We start from the raw sequence: 14,367 nt of genomic DNA, 5'->3' as shown, positions 1-14,367 counted from the left end.
TTCGGCCAGTGGGGAAGCTTGTTCGGCTGGCAGATTGCCTTTCTCCTACTCGACCCCGCCTTTTCATAGCCGCCACGCCTGCAAAGACCCGTGGCGGGCTGAACTCGCAACTCGATTCCGCTCCACCAGCGACAGTCAGGCGTTGGCAAGTGTCGCAATGACCGCGAGGAGGCCCGTCAAGGCCAGGAAGGCGGCTAGGTCTGATGTGGGGATTGGCGTGTGCATAGGCGCCTCCTCGAACTCTGAGACAATGCGCTACTCGACAGTCCGCCACTTCACGGGTAGTAGATCGGGACCGGGCGTGGTCGCGTCCCGCTGGTAGAACCTGCGCCGGTTGCCGTTCACGACCTCGGCCAGCCCGTCGATCACGTCAACGATCCCCTCGGTGGCCTTGTACAACGGCCCCTGTGGCTTGGCCCTGGACAGCACGTCGATGTACGTGCGGCGCAACCGGGCAGCCTCCTCCAGGAAGGCGAACTCCTCGGCCCACACGAAGACCCCTCGTCTCGCCATTGGAGCGGTCGGGTCGGAGGACCGAGTACCTGAAGGCGAAGGACCATCTGAAGTGAGGCGCACGCCGTTGCTCTCGGTACCAAATAGGTAGGCGCAATCGAGCCCATGCCCTCAGATTAAAGCCTAAGAATGAGCGGCAACCCGGAGGAGGCGATGCCTCGTCATTTCGCTGCTGTTCTCGCCGTCCTGCTCACCGTCGCACCGATTTCGGCAGTTGGGCAGAACCTCAGCCTTCCGGCCGCGGATGTAGGCTCTCGCATCAATGAGGCATCCGCCCGGCTTGGCGAGCGCATTGACTGGGGAGCGGCAAGTTGCGGTGAACCGCAGCACTTGCCCGGCACATGCGGCTGGAAGCTGGGCCCTCGGCTTTCGCTCACGGCTCACGCGTACGGCTCGCAACCTGCCGCGACGGTCATCATCACTCGGTGGATGCCCGTCGATCTGCGGGACATCACGGCGCGCGAGCAGTTTGACCAAGCGTGTCGAGGGCTGGTGGCGGCCCTGCTACCAGATTGGCCAGCCGCTCAGGTCGATGCATTCACAAGTGCGCTGATTGGTTCGGCCGGGAGAGACCGGTCCGCCAACGTCGCGGCAACAGGGTTCTCTCTCTACATCTATCCGGGGTCCATCACCTGCGAGGCGCAGCGGGCAAATGACTAGCCTTCCGCCGTCCCTGGTCAGCACTACGTCCTTGAACAGGTCTGCCGGAGGGGCCGCGCCGGGTCACCTCACGCGTAGGTGAGCACCACAACCGCTGGTGATATGGACGACCCTCCCGGCCAGCCCGTGATTAGATCGGGCGGCAGGGCAGCGTCGGTTCACGCCGCGTCGCGGCGACCCAGATGCAGGTAGGCCGGGTCGAACTCCGCTATGGCCTTCAACCCGTCCCAGTCGTGCACCGTTAGCCGCCTGCTGCGTAGCGTGATCAACCCCGCCTCTCTCATATCGCCGAGAACGCGATTGACGTGCACCGGTGTGATCCCGAGCGCGTCCGCGAGTTCGGGCTGGGTCATCGGCAGTGGGCAAGTGCGGTCTGGTGCTAGCCCGACGACATCCAGGCGCGTGATCAACTTGCAGAAGAGGTGGGCCATGCGGGCGTAGGCTTCGCGTCGGCCGATGTTCAGCATCTACTTGCGGTAGAGGGCGGCGTCGATCAGCGTCATACGCCAGAATGCGTCGCCGAGGCGGGGATGAGCCCAAAATAGCGCGTGCAGCGCGTCGTGCTGAACGAAGCCAATCCGGCACGGAGTGACGGTGGAGATGCTATTGTCGAGCACCTTCAGGTGCAGACTCTGGAGGTCGGGCACGTCTCCCGGGACGTGATAGGCCATCACCTGCCGCTTGCCCGACCGCGTGCTCTTGTAGATCGCGACGATGCCCTTGAGGATAGCGAAGGATTGAGAGGGACGGTCCCCCTCGCGGACGATGTCCTAGTCGGCGTCAAAGCTCGCCACATGCATCGGCACGACGTGAAGCGCTGCCGTTTCAGTCTCAGACAGCGTGAAGACGGCGATGCTTTGAACCTTGCACGAGGACATGCGCTTCCGTCTGCCGAATTCCACTCATCGCGTTTCTCCCTATGAGGGGAGTACCACGCTCTGCGGCCTGCGGTTGCTGTTATCATCCGCACAGAACATCCATCCCGGGCGGTGGGTTAGCTCACAGGATGTCGGTCACAGCACGGAGGCGCGGGTGCCGCGCTACTTCTTTGATCTTCACGACGGGGAGTTCCACTGGGACGATGACGGAACTCTGTGCGCAGACCTGGATGCGGCACGCAGAGAAGCGATGCTGACCTTGCCTGAGATCGCCCGCGTCGCGATCCCGTCAGGCGGTGACGATCAGGCTTTCACCATGTCAATTCGCGACGAGAGCGGCGCCGTCGTCTACACGGCGAGCCTGACCTTTGCCGGGCTCACGTCGAACAGCGCCGCTGAGCCTGGACCACTCGATCTGACGCCCTGACCGGCAGCTCACCCGCAGTTACCGCTCTCCTCGCGCGGCCCTGATGTCGGACACCCAGGTCGCCTGACACCCAGTCTCGCGGGTCGCTGTCTCTATGCGAGCGCCTGGGGATGCAGCGAGGGCGCGCCTTTGAACCGCGCTGGCAGCAGCGGACAGCCATCGTGGCCTTTGCGATGCACCAGCATCAGTCTGCCCTGTCCTGTGTAATTGCCGTTGATCATTACGACCCCGTGGCAAGCCGGGCAGCGCTTCGGCATTGTTGCGTACACGCCCTTCGCCTCGACGAGGCTGACTGAGCGCCAGACGCCTTCAATTTTTGCTTCGCAGGCCTGCGGATCGGGCGTCGTCATGCCCGCGTGGTGGCACGCCAAGGCGATTGCCGCCAGCCGACGCGCGATCCGGTAGGCAGCCGATATTGATTGCAAGCGGCTGGCATCGCCAAAACAGTGCTGGCATAGCGTTCCGATAGCCGACGAAGTTCCGCACCCCTACTCCATCGAGGTCACGCCGCTCACCAAGCCGGAGGGCCACTTCCAGTGGGCGATCCGCAGAAGCGGCAAGTTGATCGAGCGCTCTGACCGCCCCCACCGCAGCGAGGCCAAGGCTTACGAAAGCGCCATGGAGGCCGCCGAGCGGGCGATGAAGCCGGGAAGCGATTTCCGGGGGCGTTAAGCGAGTTGCCATCTGCCTTACCCCCAGATGAGATCGGCACGCAGCCATGTTGTTAGCCCAGCCGTCTACGACTTCACGGCGGCCAACTCCTTCAGAGTGAGGTCTATTGCGCGGACGAGCCGCTCGGCAGTTTCGGCAACGGCAGGGTCTTGGGACATCGCCATAGCGGCTCCCTGGAGCGTGCGAAACTCCCGAAGGCGCGCGACCGGATCGAGCCCTCGAGCGATGGCGGATTGCACGAGGCCCTGGACGAACTCACGCACGAAACGCTCATCGAGGCCCGGCAGCGTCTGGGCCTTCGCAGTTTGATCGCGAGCGCCAGTAACGTCTGCTGCGCCAGCAGGGGTCTGCCCTTGGCGACGAGGCTGGCCAGACTGCCTGTTGGGCGGTCGCGTCATTGTAGCTCGCCGCCGATCAAGCCTCGCGAGGGGTTGCCACTTATGTACCCTCGATCCGCGCGAGATGCGCCTCGTGCTGCGCCTGGAGATCCTCGAAGTTGGCGAGGAGGGTCTCAGCCTCTGCGATTGGGAGGCCGTCTGCTCTCAACCGAGCTACGAGCGCGCGTTGGTTAGCAACATGGGCTGCGCCTTGGCGAACATGCCGCCGCGTCATCTCAAGTTCGGTCTCGTCCGCGCTCGACGGGGACATAGCAGGCGCCTCATTGAACAGCGCTGACCTTTATCTATGTTAACACATCTGCCGTAGCGCGTCCCGCCAGCCCGTGATCGGAGCGGGTGGCGGGGCAGCAGAGGCCAGCCGCGTCACGCCTCGCGATGGTAGCGCTCGGAGTAGAACTTCTTGAGCGCGGCGAACTGGCCCTGCATCTCCAGGATCTTGACCCGGTGGCCGCAAGCGACGGTGAGCATGATGTCGGCGGCGGCCTCGTCGGGCGACGCCTCGGCAGCCCGGACCAGTTCTTCCGCCACCACCTCAAGAACAATAATACCGCTGCGGAGGGTGTTGAGAAAACTCAGCATTTCGAGGCGCATGGCCCGGCCTCTCTTAGGTGGTCAGGCCAGAATGGGGCACCTGAGCAGTGCCGTATCACGCCTCTGGATAAAACCGGACGGTGTATCGCTCGCGTAGCACGGCGAGCCTACACTGGCGGCCGAACCTGATGCTTGGTCGCCTCCAGTAGCTCGCGTGAGCGCTGGATCACCTGACGGGCGTTTCGGATGATGCTCCTGTCATATTCCGTAAGCATGGCGCGTCCAGCGATATGGACAAGAACTCTGCCATACTCAGCACGAGTGAGCGGCTTGTGATCGGGATCGGGCATAGGGGTGCTCCGCGCGATGCAGGCGGGAGCACACATCTCTCTCAGCCACCAGCGCCTACGGGTTCGAACCGGCCGGTGATCGCCACATCCTGCGCCCGTTCGACCAGGATGTCTAATCGGGACCAAAACGGCCCTTCCCCAATGGAATTGTCCAGTACCAGACCCAAAACAGGCTTTCTGACATGTGTGGGGGCGGGACGGCGCAGTCCGGTTCACCAGCCGTGGTTTGGCCGATCATGTCTGGATGTCGATGTGTGTTCCTGCTGTTGCCCAGTCTGGGCGCTGCGTCTTGGTGGTCGAGGACGAGTACCTGATCGCCATGGACCTGAAGTGCTGGCTTCAGGCGGCCGGGTATGAGGTGCTCGGCCCGGTGCCGAGCGTGGGGCAGGCGCTCGACCTGATTGAGGAGCACTGCCCCGACGCGGCGGTGCTCGATATCAACCTCGGCTACGGCGACAACTCTTACCCGGTCGCCGAGAGGCTGGGTCTCCTGAGCGTGCCGTATCTGTTCGCCACGGGCGACATGAAGCTCGCCGACACGTCGGCCTACCGGGGCCGGCCGCGGCTAGAGAAGCCGGTCTCGGAGGCGGAACTGGTGCGCATGCTGGCCGGTCTGATCGCAGCCGCGTAGCGCTCTCCTGGCCACGAGACCTCCTCAGCCTTCCCCTCGCCCGGCCTTGATCTCGGACGCCCGCGCCACCTGCCGCCCGGTCTCCTGTGCAGCACATAGTCGATGTCGGGATTGAACGACCGCTCCTTGAAGGGCTGAGCCCTATCTTCGCAGACATCCGCAACTGTCGCGGCATGCCCAGAATACGCGTGCCGTTGCCTCATTCCTCGAAAATGAGCCGATTTCAGCGTATATCATCGCTCCGATGAGGGAAAAGACGTTTGTTCCCGGTCATCGAAGCCAGTCCGACGCAGCGAGTTCGTGATGACGTTGGCGAGCGCGATGGTTCCCTTAGACCTGGGATCGTGTTCGTCGGACCGGCTGCATCTCGCATGTGACCTTCGAGCAGTTCGATGCTCACTTGATCGGCATCGCCGCGCGCGAGGCTTTGCCTCGGCGCTTGTACGGCCGCGGCTCCTACATCAGTCAGGACGCTGTCGCCTCCACTGCAGCGCGCCTAGAGCACGAGTTGACCGCCATTGAAACGGAGTTCCGTCGGGCCTGCGGGCGACAACAGAGCAATGAGTGGCGAGCAGCGCGCCAGGATCCTATGACGTTCCTGACGCAGCAGCCCCGAGCAGCCGATCTCATCGTCCTCAGCCGCTACAACGATGAAGGAGCCGAGGACTGGTGTTCCTGCATCGACCCGGGGGAGGCGATCCCGCAACTGGGTCGGCCTGTCCTGATCGTACCCCCAGGGATCAAAACCTTCGCAGCACGGCGGATCGTCGTAGCTTGGAAGGAGACGCGCGAGGCCCGGCGCACTCTCATGGATGCGGTGCCGCTGCTTAGGGCCGCCGATGAGGTGCTTCTGGTTGAGATCGTACAGGAGGGCGATGGCGCTATCCGTGATGTAAGTGGGTACCTCGCCCACCATGGCGTTTCCTGCACGCTGCTCAGGAGACCCGCTTCGGCATCCGGGATCGCAGCGGAGATCCTCCACGTCGTGCATGCGGAAGGCGCGGATCTCGTCGTCGCTGGCGTTTATGGCCACTCGCGTATGCGAGAAATGATTTTTGGCAGCGTGACCCGAAGCCTCCTGGAGCGCACGCCGGTCTGCTGCTTGATGAGCCACTGAGAGCCAAAGCTCACCCTCGACGTGAAGGATCTGCGCGAGGACCCAGAGGGCCTGCGGGTGCTGGTGCGTCGGTCCAAGACAGGTCAGGAGGGCAGGGGGCTGGAGAAGGCGATCCCGCACGGCCGGTTCATTCGCCCGGTGGCCATGCTGCGCGAATGGCTCGACGCAGCGGGGATCTCAACAGGCCCGGTGTTCCAGCCGGTCAACAAAGCGGGCAGGGTCGGGGCGCGTCGCCTCGGCGTGAAGATGGTCGAGCGCGTGATGAAGCACTACTGCGCGGCCGCCGGCCTCGATGCCTCGACCTTCGGGGCACACTCGCTGCGGGCCGGCTACATCACGACGGCCGCCGAGCGCGGGGCCGACCTCGCCCGCATCATGGACCAGTCCGGCCACCGCGACCCGCAGACAGTGGTCGGCTACATCCGGCGGGCGAACGCCTTCAAAAGACACTCGGGGAGCGGGTTTCTGTAGCTTTTCAGCCGCCATAAAATCCCACTTAGCTGGAACTGCTTAGGAGGCGAGAATGAGATCGGCTTCTCGCACAGCACGTTCGCCGCTTGCGGATTTGATCCGATATGTTGGCTCACCAGACCGGTCGTCCGGCATGAGCCGAACTACCTCGAAGCGGCCGTCGATGATCGTCTGCTTGCCGGCGTAACTGGTTCCCAGTTCCCGGACGCTCTGGCCGACCTTAAATTTGTGGGACATCTCTCGTCCTCCAGAGTATTGGCGCTGTGCAGACCGAGACCGGTCTACCGGCGGACCTTGGCCTTGCGGGCGGCAAAGCGCGCGTCGCGCGCGGCTTTCTGCTCGGCAGCGAGGGCCGCCTGCCGTTCCGCCTTCTCGGCAGCCTGACGGACGAGTTCGGCCTCTGCACGCTCTCTTGCAGCAAGCGCCTCGGCCTCACGTTCAGCCTCGGCTGCGAGACGGGCTGCCTCCCGCTCGGTGATGCGCACCTCTCGCGCCTGAACGACAGTGCGCCGCGCAGCCTGCCGCGCGAGGACGGCCGGATCATCAGCTGCAGGGCGTGCCCGGAACCGGGCCAGTGCTGCCTGTCGCGCTTTGGCGACCGCCTCAAGACGATCAACGAGCTGATTGGTTTTGAATTGGCCCACGTATATTCCTTATGCACACCACGGCTCAGCCAGGGTGCCGAAAAAAAGATGAAGCCGCTCCCAGGGGAACGGCTTCGAAACTCTTCGGAGGCGGATGAGCGAGGCTCAAGCGGCCTGGAGCTGGCCGGCGGACTGCTTACCGCTGCGACGGTCAGTCTCCATCTCATAGGAAATCTTCTGCCCCTCGACGAGGTTGCGCATCCCGGCGCGCTCGACGGCGGAGATGTGGACGAACACGTCCTTGCCGCCATCATCCGGCTGGATGAAGCCGAAGCCCTTGGTGTCGTTGAACCACTTAACGGTGCCGATGCTCATAGGTATTCCATATCATTTTAGGCAAGAAAATAGGTCGAGCGCATGCACCGCACGCACTCGGTCGCTGGTCGTCGAAAATGGGAGAGATGCAGAGCGCTCGCCCTGTTCAGGCGATACGGCCGAATATCTGGCCAAAGATCGATCTACGATTTGTACGCTATCGGCGAGATAATCACAACCACAAATCTGGTTCGGGGAAAATCTGCCCCGAGGCTCCGATTTGTCAGGCTCACAATCCGCGGTCCAAGTCCTCCAGTTCGACGCAGGCGTTCATGAAAATTGTGCGTTCAGACGGAGCGTGGCGTTGACTGCCGGCGCTCAATCCTCGGGCGTGACGCAGGTCCCCATGAAGGCCTTCCGCTCCGGCCCTTCCTTGAGCTTCTGATCGTCCGCCCGCTGGCCACACCGGTCGAGCACCGCCGGATCAACGGCCGACGCAGTCTCCTCGCCAGGGGATGCCGTGGCTGAGGCGGGCTTCCGGGGCGGCTCGGACGTGCTCTGTGCACCTCCTGTGGCAGGAAGGCAGGTGAGGGTAGCTAGAGCGGCGAGAAGCGCGAGAGAGCGTCGCATGGGTGTCCGCGGGTGCTTCGAGTGTCGAGCCAGCATCGTGAGCACCATCTGGGGCGAAGGTGCCGCTTGCCGTAGCGCCAACTCTATCATGCGGGCCAGAAGGCCCTGCCTGAGCAGCTCGACGGCATCCCAGAAGCTACTCGGGCGCGACTGGCCGTCTACCTCTACGGTCGCGGCCACATGCGCCAACTCGGGGTGCGGATCGCGGCTACTTGCGAGGGCGTCAGCCTACGTCGAGCAGCCGGCTTCGTTGGGAACGCGCCTCACACCCTGTCCGGGCAGAAGCCGGCCACGTGGTCCTACGGAACTCTTTAGACCGGTAGATTGAAGCAGGTCAGCCGGAGGGGTCGCGCGGCATACTCACTGCGCCCAGACCGACCCGCGCTGCGGCTCGATCGTACGAAGACGGCGCTTGCCGTAGCGGTCATCCGGGAAGCCGTCGTTATTGGGCTTGGGCGCCGACGGCATCCAGGCCACGGCGAGCAGCTGGTCGCCGGCTCGCCATGACAGGAGCTATCGGCGGCGCTCCTGCGTTGAGCCCCACGTGTCCTCAGCAGCGCGGGGGTGAACCATGGCGGTCGATGTCCGGTCCGAACTGCGTCGCCCCGTAGCCTTCAGCTTCGCCGTGGTCGCGGCCGTGCTGCTGGTCTGGCTGCTCATCGTCACCGCCGTCCATTCCAAGCACCGCAGAGCCTTCGAGCAGCAGATCAGCATGCTCCAGACGGAGCAGGTCCGGCTGCAAAGCGAGCTTGCGCAGCAGCAGCTGGCCACGGGCACGCTGTCGGCTTTGCAGGCTAAGATCGCGGCGGCGGAGCAGCAGGGGCGCCAAGCCACTCAGGACGTCGAGCAGCTGCAGGCCCGCCTCGTGACACTGCGCCAGGAGCAGCAGGCGGCCGAGCAGAAGACGGGTGCAGCGACTAAGGAGCAGCAGGCGCAGACACAGCGCCTCAGCGATTTGCAGACCCAAGTTCAGCAGGCCGAGCAGAAGATCGCGCCGCTGCGTGAGGCCGCGGACAAAGCCGATCAGGCTGCTAAGGCTCGCACCCAGGATTTGGCAAATATCGGTGCGCGGCTTGAGGAGGCGCGCCAGCAGGAGGCTAAGCTGCGCGGCGACCTCGCGGCCCTGACGCAGGAGAGCGCCGCTAAAACGGCAGAACTCGCCCAAGCCGAGCGGAACCAACAAACAGCTCGCGAGGGGGCTGCCGCCGCGCAGAAGGCCCTCTCGGAAGCGAAGGCTGAGACCGAAAAGGTGTCGAAACAGCGCGCTGACTTGGAGCAGGCGATCAGCGGTCTGAGCGCGAACCGGGACAAGCTGACGGCCGACGTCGCTCGAATCGACCAGCAGCTTCAGCAAGCACGGGATAGCCTTGCCTCTGCGCAGAAGGATGCGACTACCGCTCAGGCTGACCGGGATCGTGTCACCGCTGAGCGGAGCCAAGCTGAGGCCGCGCTCAAGAAGCTCCAGGACGCCCGAGACGGATTGAACGCCGAAGTGACGGCTCTGCAGAAGCGGCAAGCTGACGCTCAGGCTCAGCTCTCCACTCTGAGCGACAGCTTGGCTACACGAAACAAGGAGCTGGCCGAACTCGACAGGCAGGTACAGTCGGCTCGCCAGGAGCTAGCAGACCTTCAAAGCCAGCTGGCGGGTAGTCGTAAGCAGCTCTCTGATCAACCTGCGCCCGCAGCGCCGGTGCAGGCTCCAGGTGCCGAGCCGAAGCCGCAGTGAGCTACTAACGCCAAACCGTTGGCCCCCGCTGCGTCTCTGGGCCGCTTCACAGCATGCCCTCCCGGTGCATGACGCTGGTCGCCCACTCCAGGCGATCCGGAGCCACCGTCTCGCCGGCTTCGAGCTGACGCAGCACCCCGATGACACCCTCCAACTCCTCGTCGGTCATGCGCTCGGGGCCGGGCTTCAGGTCGGGGTAGAGCTTCTCCAGGCGCACCATGCGGGCCTTCAGTGTCGTGGACACAGCCGGGCCTCCATCTCGATATAGCGCTCGCGGACGTCGCGATCATACGCCCTGATCTCTGCAATCAGGGCCCGTTCCTCCGGGTCGGTTGCGGCGTCCCACTCCGCCATCAACTCGTCGACGCCGCCAGCCGCGGTCGCCATCTTGTGCAGACGGTCAAACAGCACCTGCTCGACCTCCTCATAGGACAGGTGATCGTACCGGCCGGTGCCATGCTGCGCCTCTAGCCGGGCGAGGCGCGCTTCTAGCGCTCGGAGCCTCATGTCCCTCGCGCCTCCAGTGCCGCCATCCGTCGGTGCAGTTCGGTCGCCTCAATGGCTCGGACATGTACATCGAGGGTCTTGCTGATCTCGGCCGCTTCGGCGGGGGTCAGCTCGCCCGCAGCCACCGCAGCCACGATGGCGCCCGTGGCTTTCGGCAGATCGTCTGTGGTCACGATCTCTGGCAGGTCGAAGCTAATCGGCCGATCCTTGCGAGGCGGCAGTATCCGGTCGAGGCACAGCCGTAGCGCCGTCGGGTCGCCCTCCTGCGCCATCTCCACGGCCTTCCGCAGGATGCTTTCGGCGTCGCCGTCGAGGATCTTCTCTAGGGCCACCGTGGCGCGGTTGCGCGAGCCCTTGGGCCGCCCCGCAGGGTTGCCGGACTGGCCCTGTACGAATGGTTTCCCTTCACCCGGCATACTCAGGTCTCAGCGACTGGCTTGGCTGAAAACAAGAGCGATGAAACAGCCAGGATAGCCCGTTGATGAAAGAATATAGCACTGGCTATGAGATTTCACGACTGCGTCTTCTTGGCCGGCCGCGCCAGTGTCTGCAGACCTGCCGCAAGTCTCTGGAGCGCGGCGGCTGCGGTCTGCTGGCGAGGCTCGCCGCTGCTGCGCCAGTCGTCCAACCGCGCAAGCGTCGCGTCAGACCCCGCCGACCCCATCAGGTTGATGAACGAGCAAACCTGACTGGGTTCACGACGCCGGTCGCATCCTCCTCTCATCCGGTCCGGCAAGGTTCGGGCCGAGGCTCTCAGGAGGTCGTGTCATGGTGCGGTCCAGGATGCTCGGAATGGCCGCGGTGCTCGCGGCAGGTCTCGCCACCGCCACGACAGCGAATGCAGCGCCGTTCGGGTACGGGCGGCCTGACGGCGAGGCGCTGATCGAGCGCGTGGCCGGTGGCTGCGGCCCGGGCTTTCACCCGAGCCCGTGGGGTCATTGCCGCCCGAATGGTTGGGGGTGGGGCGGTCCGCGCGGTCCCTACGGTGGTCGGCCCGACTATGGATACCGTGGCAGCTACGAACGCGGCCCTGGCGGCTACGACGGCCCGCGCCGGTTCCATGGCGGCTGGTGACCTCAGCGGTGGGGCTGGTCAGGGCACCATCCAGATAGCCCGGTCCAAGCCTCACGGACAAATGCGAGACGCCGCTCAGCGCGAGCAGGGTCGGCGGCCGTAACCTGATGCAACACCGCCTTCATGGCCTTTGATCCACCCAGTGCCGTCGGGGTCTCACCCTGGCGGCGCATGGCGGAGCGGTGAGCCTTCATCACGGGTTTGGCCTTCCCGGCCTCGATGGCCTCCAGGGTGGTGATCAGGGCCGACACGATAGGGGCGACCTCGCACCAAGACGGCGCCGCTGTCCGCTCGGGCTGGGCCGGATGCTCCTGGCTCGGTGCCGGTGCAGAGAAGCTGGTGGTCGGCATGCGCTTCACGCGGCGGCCCTCATGATCTGCCGCGACTAGCCTCAAGTCCCGAACGCCTGACCTTTCCAGGGATTGGTTTAGAGGCAGGAGGGCACCATGGCCCACGACCAAAGCAGCCGCGCTCACGCATCCGAGAAGACTGGTTGGAGGCGACGTGGTGAGGACGGTCACCCGCAGACGCCACCCACACCTAAGCTGCAGGATGCGACTAAACGGACGAAAATGACCGTGACAGCGCATTGACAAGCACGAGGGGGAACCTTGCCAAAACTGAAAAGCCACGCTTAATCTTGGCCGTTGCATGTTTTTCTACTTGGCAGTTGCCATTCCGTCGAGTTTTATACTAAATATTGTCCCGCTTAACTGCTTGAAGTTTCGCCGGCTACCCTCTCTGCCGCCAAAGTTTTCTCCTCAGCGCCGCGGAACCAAGCTGGACAGACATCGACATCGATTGACATCGATTTAAATATACAGTATTGAAGGAATTTTCGACTGGAATGCGCCCGACTCGGAGTGCGTTCGATGAAAAAATTTCATTTAATGGTGCATTGTTTCGCTATATTACTGTTGTTTCATCCAACTGTCTCTCTACCCACGCAATCGTCAGCGCAGAGAGTTGACGAGGCTCGGCTTCCGAGTGAGACCGATATCAATGATATGCCAGATACCAATCCAATCACGATCAGCGCACCTGACGTATCGGTTATAACTCGCGACGCCTATGGAATAGTTGATGAAGCCATTCGACTGGTCGTGGATATTGTTGCTCAGAATGGCGTCAGCATTAAGGCTATAAGATTATTCGGCCTTCCACCAGACATGCTCGTGACCGATTTAGATAATGAATTTTCATCTCGCGATAATAGTTACGCCGTAGATGTAAGCTCATGGGACCTCCATAAAATCTATATCGCACAGCTCGGGAAGCGCGAAAACAGCTTCGAACTTATAATCTCTGCGCTTTGGTCTCGGGAAACTGATGGACGTTCAGAGACATCCTCGAGCAAGTTCAATGTTACATTTTCCGACCCAAATCATAACCTCGGCACAATACGCAAGAACAACGAGATGAGGGAAAATACTCCAGCAAAGCAAGTGGAAACCGAAACTCAGACGAAGACACTTGTACGCCGTCCATCCGCTGGTGCAGATCCGTCGCCCCCAGATGTTTTCCTGGCTGAAGCCCCGCCCAGACCTCAACGCCAGGATGCCTCAAGCGTCGATCATGGAGCCTCGGCGGGCGCCGGCAGGGCGCCAAACGCTGAGACACAGATTGCAACCTCTCCGCAGGGCACGATACCTCCGCGTCCGCCGAAAGAGGTCGATCCGCTCGTGGAGCGGGCCAAGGGCCTGATCCGCCTCGGCGACATCAGCGGCGCCCGGCTCCTGCTGGAGCGCGCCCAGGCGCGCAACGCGCCGAATGCGACTTTCCTGCTGGCGCAGACCTGGGACCCCGCGATGCTGCGGGCCTGGAAGGTGCGCGGCCTGCGCGCGGATCCGGACCTCGCCCGGAGCCTCTACGCGAAAGCCGCCGACCAGGGCCATGTGGATGAGCGACGGCTCGCCGCGACGGAGCGTTGAGCCGCCATGGCGGATCACGCCTTTCTGCTCTGCGCCATTGTTGCCGCTATTGGTTGGGCACTGTCACGGCTGTCCCCAAGCTCCGGCGTCGTTGCAACACGTGGGACGATCCTGCTGACGTGGAGTGATGGGTTCGCCCGGCTCGTAGCCGTCCCGCCGCAGCCTCCGCCTCCAACTCATGGCGGGCGGTCTCAACGCGGGCGCTGAAGGCAGCGCGCTCACGCAGCACCATCAGCCAAGGCTTAGCCGAACGGGAAAAACCCCACCGCGTGTTGAGATCACGGCAGGACTTCCCAAGAGCGAACGGGGGACGTGTCCGTTCGAGCTGCAGGCTGATCCGGCATGGTTAACGGTTCGTTGCAGAGAGGCGAGCCCCATTGCTGCGCTCGGCATCGGACCTTCGGTGCCCTTCGCGGTGTTGGTCTCGGGTACGGAGATCGCCCGATGCCGGACAAACCGTCGAGCGCAAACACGCAGGTTCTCGCCGACACCGAGGACGACGCGGAGCGCTGGGCTCGGGTCGGTGCTGAGCGACAGTCCATGCCCCCAATCGACCCCAAGGCGCCGTCGGACCCGGCTGAGGGCCCGGAAGTCGGCCTGACGCAGGAAGGCACCGACGAGGACGCCATCGTTAAGCGCGAGACCGAGGTCTGAGCGCCAGCTCAGGAGTTCTCTACAAGCGATCCGGTCCAGGGCGCGGCGCTCGGCGGACGGGCGGCCGGAGTGAGGCGGTCGGTCGGGATCAGATCTTCGGGGCAAGATGGCTCCTCTCAGGCTGGTCAGAAGGCGGCGGAGACGGGCAACAGCGGCGCCAGTCTCGATGCCGACCGCGTGGGCGCTCGACGAAATTGACTTGGAGCCGGGAGCGCGCCGCCAGCTCAATCGGCAAACCATTGGATGCTGGAAACCACGTCATTGGCGGGTCCTTAATACCCTGCTACGTGGTTATGCC

At 63.6% G+C, this 14,367-nt stretch carries 25 protein-coding genes; 11 read left to right on the top strand and 14 right to left on the bottom strand.

Going from position 1 to position 14,367, the window contains the following annotated elements:
• Positions 1-255 precede the first annotated feature (255 nt).
• Complete coding sequence (locus ACYCO6_RS33850; RefSeq protein ID WP_459767677.1) at positions 256-513, bottom strand: hypothetical protein; 258 nt, start codon at positions 511-513, stop codon at positions 256-258.
• A 129-nt stretch (positions 514-642) separates the two neighbouring features.
• Here ACYCO6_RS33850 and ACYCO6_RS33845 point away from each other — a divergent pair, with 129 nt between their 5' ends.
• Positions 643-1,173 (top strand): hypothetical protein, encoded by a 531-nt coding sequence (locus ACYCO6_RS33845; RefSeq protein ID WP_459767675.1) that lies wholly within the window; start codon positions 643-645, stop codon positions 1,171-1,173.
• A 158-nt stretch (positions 1,174-1,331) separates the two neighbouring features.
• Here ACYCO6_RS33845 and ACYCO6_RS33840 read toward each other — a convergent pair whose 3' ends face one another.
• Both ACYCO6_RS33840 and ACYCO6_RS33835 read right to left on the bottom strand, forming a co-directional pair.
• Positions 1,332-1,640, bottom strand: a complete 309-nt coding sequence (locus ACYCO6_RS33840) for a Crp/Fnr family transcriptional regulator (protein ID WP_459767673.1) — start codon at positions 1,638-1,640, stop codon at positions 1,332-1,334.
• Positions 1,641-1,940, bottom strand: a complete 300-nt coding sequence (locus ACYCO6_RS33835; protein WP_459773848.1) for a Crp/Fnr family transcriptional regulator — start codon at positions 1,938-1,940, stop codon at positions 1,641-1,643.
• 265 nt (positions 1,941-2,205) lie between these two features.
• On the opposite strand from ACYCO6_RS33835, the gene ACYCO6_RS33830 reads away from it, so the two are divergent.
• Positions 2,206-2,478, top strand: coding sequence for a DUF6894 family protein (locus tag ACYCO6_RS33830; RefSeq protein ID WP_459767670.1), 273 nt, complete (start codon positions 2,206-2,208; stop codon positions 2,476-2,478).
• A gap of 92 nt (positions 2,479-2,570) precedes the next feature.
• Here ACYCO6_RS33830 and ACYCO6_RS33825 read toward each other — a convergent pair whose 3' ends face one another.
• Positions 2,571-2,828 (bottom strand): hypothetical protein, encoded by a 258-nt coding sequence (locus ACYCO6_RS33825; RefSeq protein WP_459767668.1) that lies wholly within the window; start codon positions 2,826-2,828, stop codon positions 2,571-2,573.
• Between the two features lie 115 nt (positions 2,829-2,943).
• On the opposite strand from ACYCO6_RS33825, the gene ACYCO6_RS33820 reads away from it, so the two are divergent.
• On the top strand, positions 2,944-3,150 hold the full coding sequence (locus tag ACYCO6_RS33820) for a hypothetical protein (protein ID WP_459773847.1): 207 nt from the start codon (positions 2,944-2,946) through the stop codon (positions 3,148-3,150).
• 65 nt (positions 3,151-3,215) lie between these two features.
• On the opposite strand, the gene ACYCO6_RS33815 is transcribed toward ACYCO6_RS33820, so the two are convergent.
• Positions 3,216-3,413 carry a hypothetical protein gene (locus ACYCO6_RS33815; RefSeq protein ID WP_459767666.1) on the bottom strand — a complete coding sequence of 66 codons (198 nt, stop codon included), beginning with the start codon at positions 3,411-3,413 and terminating at the stop codon, positions 3,216-3,218.
• Between the two features lie 199 nt (positions 3,414-3,612).
• On the opposite strand from ACYCO6_RS33815, the gene ACYCO6_RS33810 reads away from it, so the two are divergent.
• A complete protein-coding gene (locus tag ACYCO6_RS33810; RefSeq protein WP_459767664.1) occupies positions 3,613-3,825 on the top strand; it encodes a hypothetical protein in 213 nt (70 codons plus the stop codon).
• 86 nt (positions 3,826-3,911) lie between these two features.
• Here ACYCO6_RS33810 and ACYCO6_RS33805 read toward each other — a convergent pair whose 3' ends face one another.
• Positions 3,912-4,139, bottom strand: a complete 228-nt coding sequence (locus ACYCO6_RS33805) for a hypothetical protein (RefSeq protein WP_459767658.1) — start codon at positions 4,137-4,139, stop codon at positions 3,912-3,914.
• A gap of 540 nt (positions 4,140-4,679) precedes the next feature.
• Between ACYCO6_RS33805 and ACYCO6_RS33800 the strand changes: the two genes are divergently transcribed.
• The 3 genes from ACYCO6_RS33800 (at position 4,680) to ACYCO6_RS33790 (ending at position 6,648) form a co-directional block, all read left to right on the top strand.
• Entirely contained in the window at positions 4,680-5,060 is a 381-nt protein-coding gene (locus ACYCO6_RS33800; RefSeq protein WP_459767651.1) for a response regulator, read from the top strand.
• Between the two features lie 373 nt (positions 5,061-5,433).
• A complete protein-coding gene (locus tag ACYCO6_RS33795; RefSeq protein ID WP_459767649.1) occupies positions 5,434-6,177 on the top strand; it encodes a universal stress protein in 744 nt (247 codons plus the stop codon).
• Between the two features lie 21 nt (positions 6,178-6,198).
• Positions 6,199-6,648, top strand: a complete 450-nt coding sequence (locus ACYCO6_RS33790) for a tyrosine-type recombinase/integrase (protein WP_459767647.1) — start codon at positions 6,199-6,201, stop codon at positions 6,646-6,648.
• A 39-nt stretch (positions 6,649-6,687) separates the two neighbouring features.
• Here ACYCO6_RS33790 and ACYCO6_RS33785 read toward each other — a convergent pair whose 3' ends face one another.
• From ACYCO6_RS33785 to ACYCO6_RS33770, 4 genes are all read right to left on the bottom strand, one after another.
• A complete protein-coding gene (locus ACYCO6_RS33785) occupies positions 6,688-6,885 on the bottom strand; it encodes a hypothetical protein (RefSeq protein WP_459767645.1) in 198 nt (65 codons plus the stop codon).
• A gap of 44 nt (positions 6,886-6,929) precedes the next feature.
• Positions 6,930-7,292, bottom strand: a complete 363-nt coding sequence (locus ACYCO6_RS33780) for a DUF6481 family protein (protein ID WP_459767643.1) — start codon at positions 7,290-7,292, stop codon at positions 6,930-6,932.
• A gap of 105 nt (positions 7,293-7,397) precedes the next feature.
• Positions 7,398-7,607: a cold-shock protein gene (locus ACYCO6_RS33775; RefSeq protein WP_459767641.1), complete on the bottom strand. Its 210-nt coding sequence runs from the start codon at positions 7,605-7,607 to the stop codon at positions 7,398-7,400.
• A 318-nt stretch (positions 7,608-7,925) separates the two neighbouring features.
• Positions 7,926-8,024, bottom strand: a complete 99-nt coding sequence (locus ACYCO6_RS33770) for a PsiF family protein (RefSeq protein ID WP_459767639.1) — start codon at positions 8,022-8,024, stop codon at positions 7,926-7,928.
• A 724-nt stretch (positions 8,025-8,748) separates the two neighbouring features.
• Here ACYCO6_RS33770 and ACYCO6_RS33765 point away from each other — a divergent pair.
• The gene (locus ACYCO6_RS33765; protein ID WP_459767637.1) at positions 8,749-9,903 is read left to right on the top strand and encodes a chromosome partitioning protein ParA; all 1,155 of its coding nucleotides are present in this window, start codon (positions 8,749-8,751) and stop codon (positions 9,901-9,903) included.
• 46 nt (positions 9,904-9,949) lie between these two features.
• Here the strand turns inward: ACYCO6_RS33765 and ACYCO6_RS33760 are convergent, their stop codons facing one another.
• The 3 genes from ACYCO6_RS33760 to ACYCO6_RS33750 are packed head-to-tail and all read right to left on the bottom strand — an operon-like array spanning position 9,950 to position 10,826.
• The gene (locus tag ACYCO6_RS33760) at positions 9,950-10,147 is read right to left on the bottom strand and encodes a hypothetical protein (RefSeq protein WP_459767635.1); all 198 of its coding nucleotides are present in this window, start codon (positions 10,145-10,147) and stop codon (positions 9,950-9,952) included.
• A complete protein-coding gene (locus ACYCO6_RS33755) occupies positions 10,132-10,410 on the bottom strand; it encodes a hypothetical protein (RefSeq protein ID WP_459767633.1) in 279 nt (92 codons plus the stop codon). The genes ACYCO6_RS33760 and ACYCO6_RS33755 overlap by 16 nt, the downstream gene beginning before the upstream one ends.
• Positions 10,407-10,826, bottom strand: coding sequence for a DUF5681 domain-containing protein (locus ACYCO6_RS33750; RefSeq protein ID WP_459767631.1), 420 nt, complete (start codon positions 10,824-10,826; stop codon positions 10,407-10,409). Before ACYCO6_RS33750 ends, ACYCO6_RS33755 begins: the two co-directional genes overlap by 4 nt.
• A gap of 352 nt (positions 10,827-11,178) precedes the next feature.
• Here ACYCO6_RS33750 and ACYCO6_RS33745 point away from each other — a divergent pair, with 352 nt between their 5' ends.
• Positions 11,179-11,484 (top strand): GCG_CRPN prefix-to-repeats domain-containing protein, encoded by a 306-nt coding sequence (locus ACYCO6_RS33745; RefSeq protein WP_459767629.1) that lies wholly within the window; start codon positions 11,179-11,181, stop codon positions 11,482-11,484.
• Between the two features lie 2 nt (positions 11,485-11,486).
• Here ACYCO6_RS33745 and ACYCO6_RS33740 read toward each other — a convergent pair whose 3' ends face one another.
• The gene (locus tag ACYCO6_RS33740; RefSeq protein ID WP_459773845.1) at positions 11,487-11,834 is read right to left on the bottom strand and encodes a hypothetical protein; all 348 of its coding nucleotides are present in this window, start codon (positions 11,832-11,834) and stop codon (positions 11,487-11,489) included.
• Between the two features lie 522 nt (positions 11,835-12,356).
• Here ACYCO6_RS33740 and ACYCO6_RS33735 point away from each other — a divergent pair.
• On the top strand, positions 12,357-13,415 hold the full coding sequence (locus tag ACYCO6_RS33735) for a hypothetical protein (RefSeq protein ID WP_459767627.1): 1,059 nt from the start codon (positions 12,357-12,359) through the stop codon (positions 13,413-13,415).
• Between the two features lie 444 nt (positions 13,416-13,859).
• Positions 13,860-14,069, top strand: coding sequence for a hypothetical protein (locus tag ACYCO6_RS33730; protein ID WP_459767625.1), 210 nt, complete (start codon positions 13,860-13,862; stop codon positions 14,067-14,069).
• Positions 14,070-14,367 lie beyond the last annotated feature (298 nt).

The sequence above is a fragment of the Methylobacterium sp. CM6257 genome, from assembly GCF_054611515.1.
This window is presented reverse-complemented; position numbering and strand designations above follow the sequence as displayed.

What these genes read in the sequence shown, in the direction of transcription:
- ACYCO6_RS33825 (WP_459767668.1), bottom strand. Translation starts at nt 2,828, where the DNA reads ATGACGACGCCCGATCCGCAGGCCTGCGAAGCAAAAATTGAAGGCGTC.
- ACYCO6_RS33845 (WP_459767675.1), top strand. Translation starts at nt 643, where the DNA reads ATGAGCGGCAACCCGGAGGAGGCGATGCCTCGTCATTTCGCTGCTGTT.
- ACYCO6_RS33850 (WP_459767677.1), bottom strand. Translation starts at nt 513, where the DNA reads ATGGCGAGACGAGGGGTCTTCGTGTGGGCCGAGGAGTTCGCCTTCCTG.
- ACYCO6_RS33750 (WP_459767631.1), bottom strand. Translation starts at nt 10,826, where the DNA reads ATGCCGGGTGAAGGGAAACCATTCGTACAGGGCCAGTCCGGCAACCCT.
- ACYCO6_RS33765 (WP_459767637.1), top strand. Translation starts at nt 8,749, where the DNA reads ATGGCGGTCGATGTCCGGTCCGAACTGCGTCGCCCCGTAGCCTTCAGC.
- ACYCO6_RS33735 (WP_459767627.1), top strand. Translation starts at nt 12,357, where the DNA reads ATGAAAAAATTTCATTTAATGGTGCATTGTTTCGCTATATTACTGTTG.
- ACYCO6_RS33775 (WP_459767641.1), bottom strand. Translation starts at nt 7,607, where the DNA reads ATGAGCATCGGCACCGTTAAGTGGTTCAACGACACCAAGGGCTTCGGC.
- ACYCO6_RS33755 (WP_459767633.1), bottom strand. Translation starts at nt 10,410, where the DNA reads ATGAGGCTCCGAGCGCTAGAAGCGCGCCTCGCCCGGCTAGAGGCGCAG.
- ACYCO6_RS33840 (WP_459767673.1), bottom strand. Translation starts at nt 1,640, where the DNA reads ATGCTGAACATCGGCCGACGCGAAGCCTACGCCCGCATGGCCCACCTC.
- ACYCO6_RS33740 (WP_459773845.1), bottom strand. Translation starts at nt 11,834, where the DNA reads ATGCCGACCACCAGCTTCTCTGCACCGGCACCGAGCCAGGAGCATCCG.
- ACYCO6_RS33805 (WP_459767658.1), bottom strand. Translation starts at nt 4,139, where the DNA reads ATGCGCCTCGAAATGCTGAGTTTTCTCAACACCCTCCGCAGCGGTATT.
- ACYCO6_RS33730 (WP_459767625.1), top strand. Translation starts at nt 13,860, where the DNA reads ATGCCGGACAAACCGTCGAGCGCAAACACGCAGGTTCTCGCCGACACC.
- ACYCO6_RS33745 (WP_459767629.1), top strand. Translation starts at nt 11,179, where the DNA reads ATGGTGCGGTCCAGGATGCTCGGAATGGCCGCGGTGCTCGCGGCAGGT.
- ACYCO6_RS33800 (WP_459767651.1), top strand. Translation starts at nt 4,680, where the DNA reads ATGTGTGTTCCTGCTGTTGCCCAGTCTGGGCGCTGCGTCTTGGTGGTC.
- ACYCO6_RS33785 (WP_459767645.1), bottom strand. Translation starts at nt 6,885, where the DNA reads ATGTCCCACAAATTTAAGGTCGGCCAGAGCGTCCGGGAACTGGGAACC.
- ACYCO6_RS33810 (WP_459767664.1), top strand. Translation starts at nt 3,613, where the DNA reads ATGCGCCTCGTGCTGCGCCTGGAGATCCTCGAAGTTGGCGAGGAGGGT.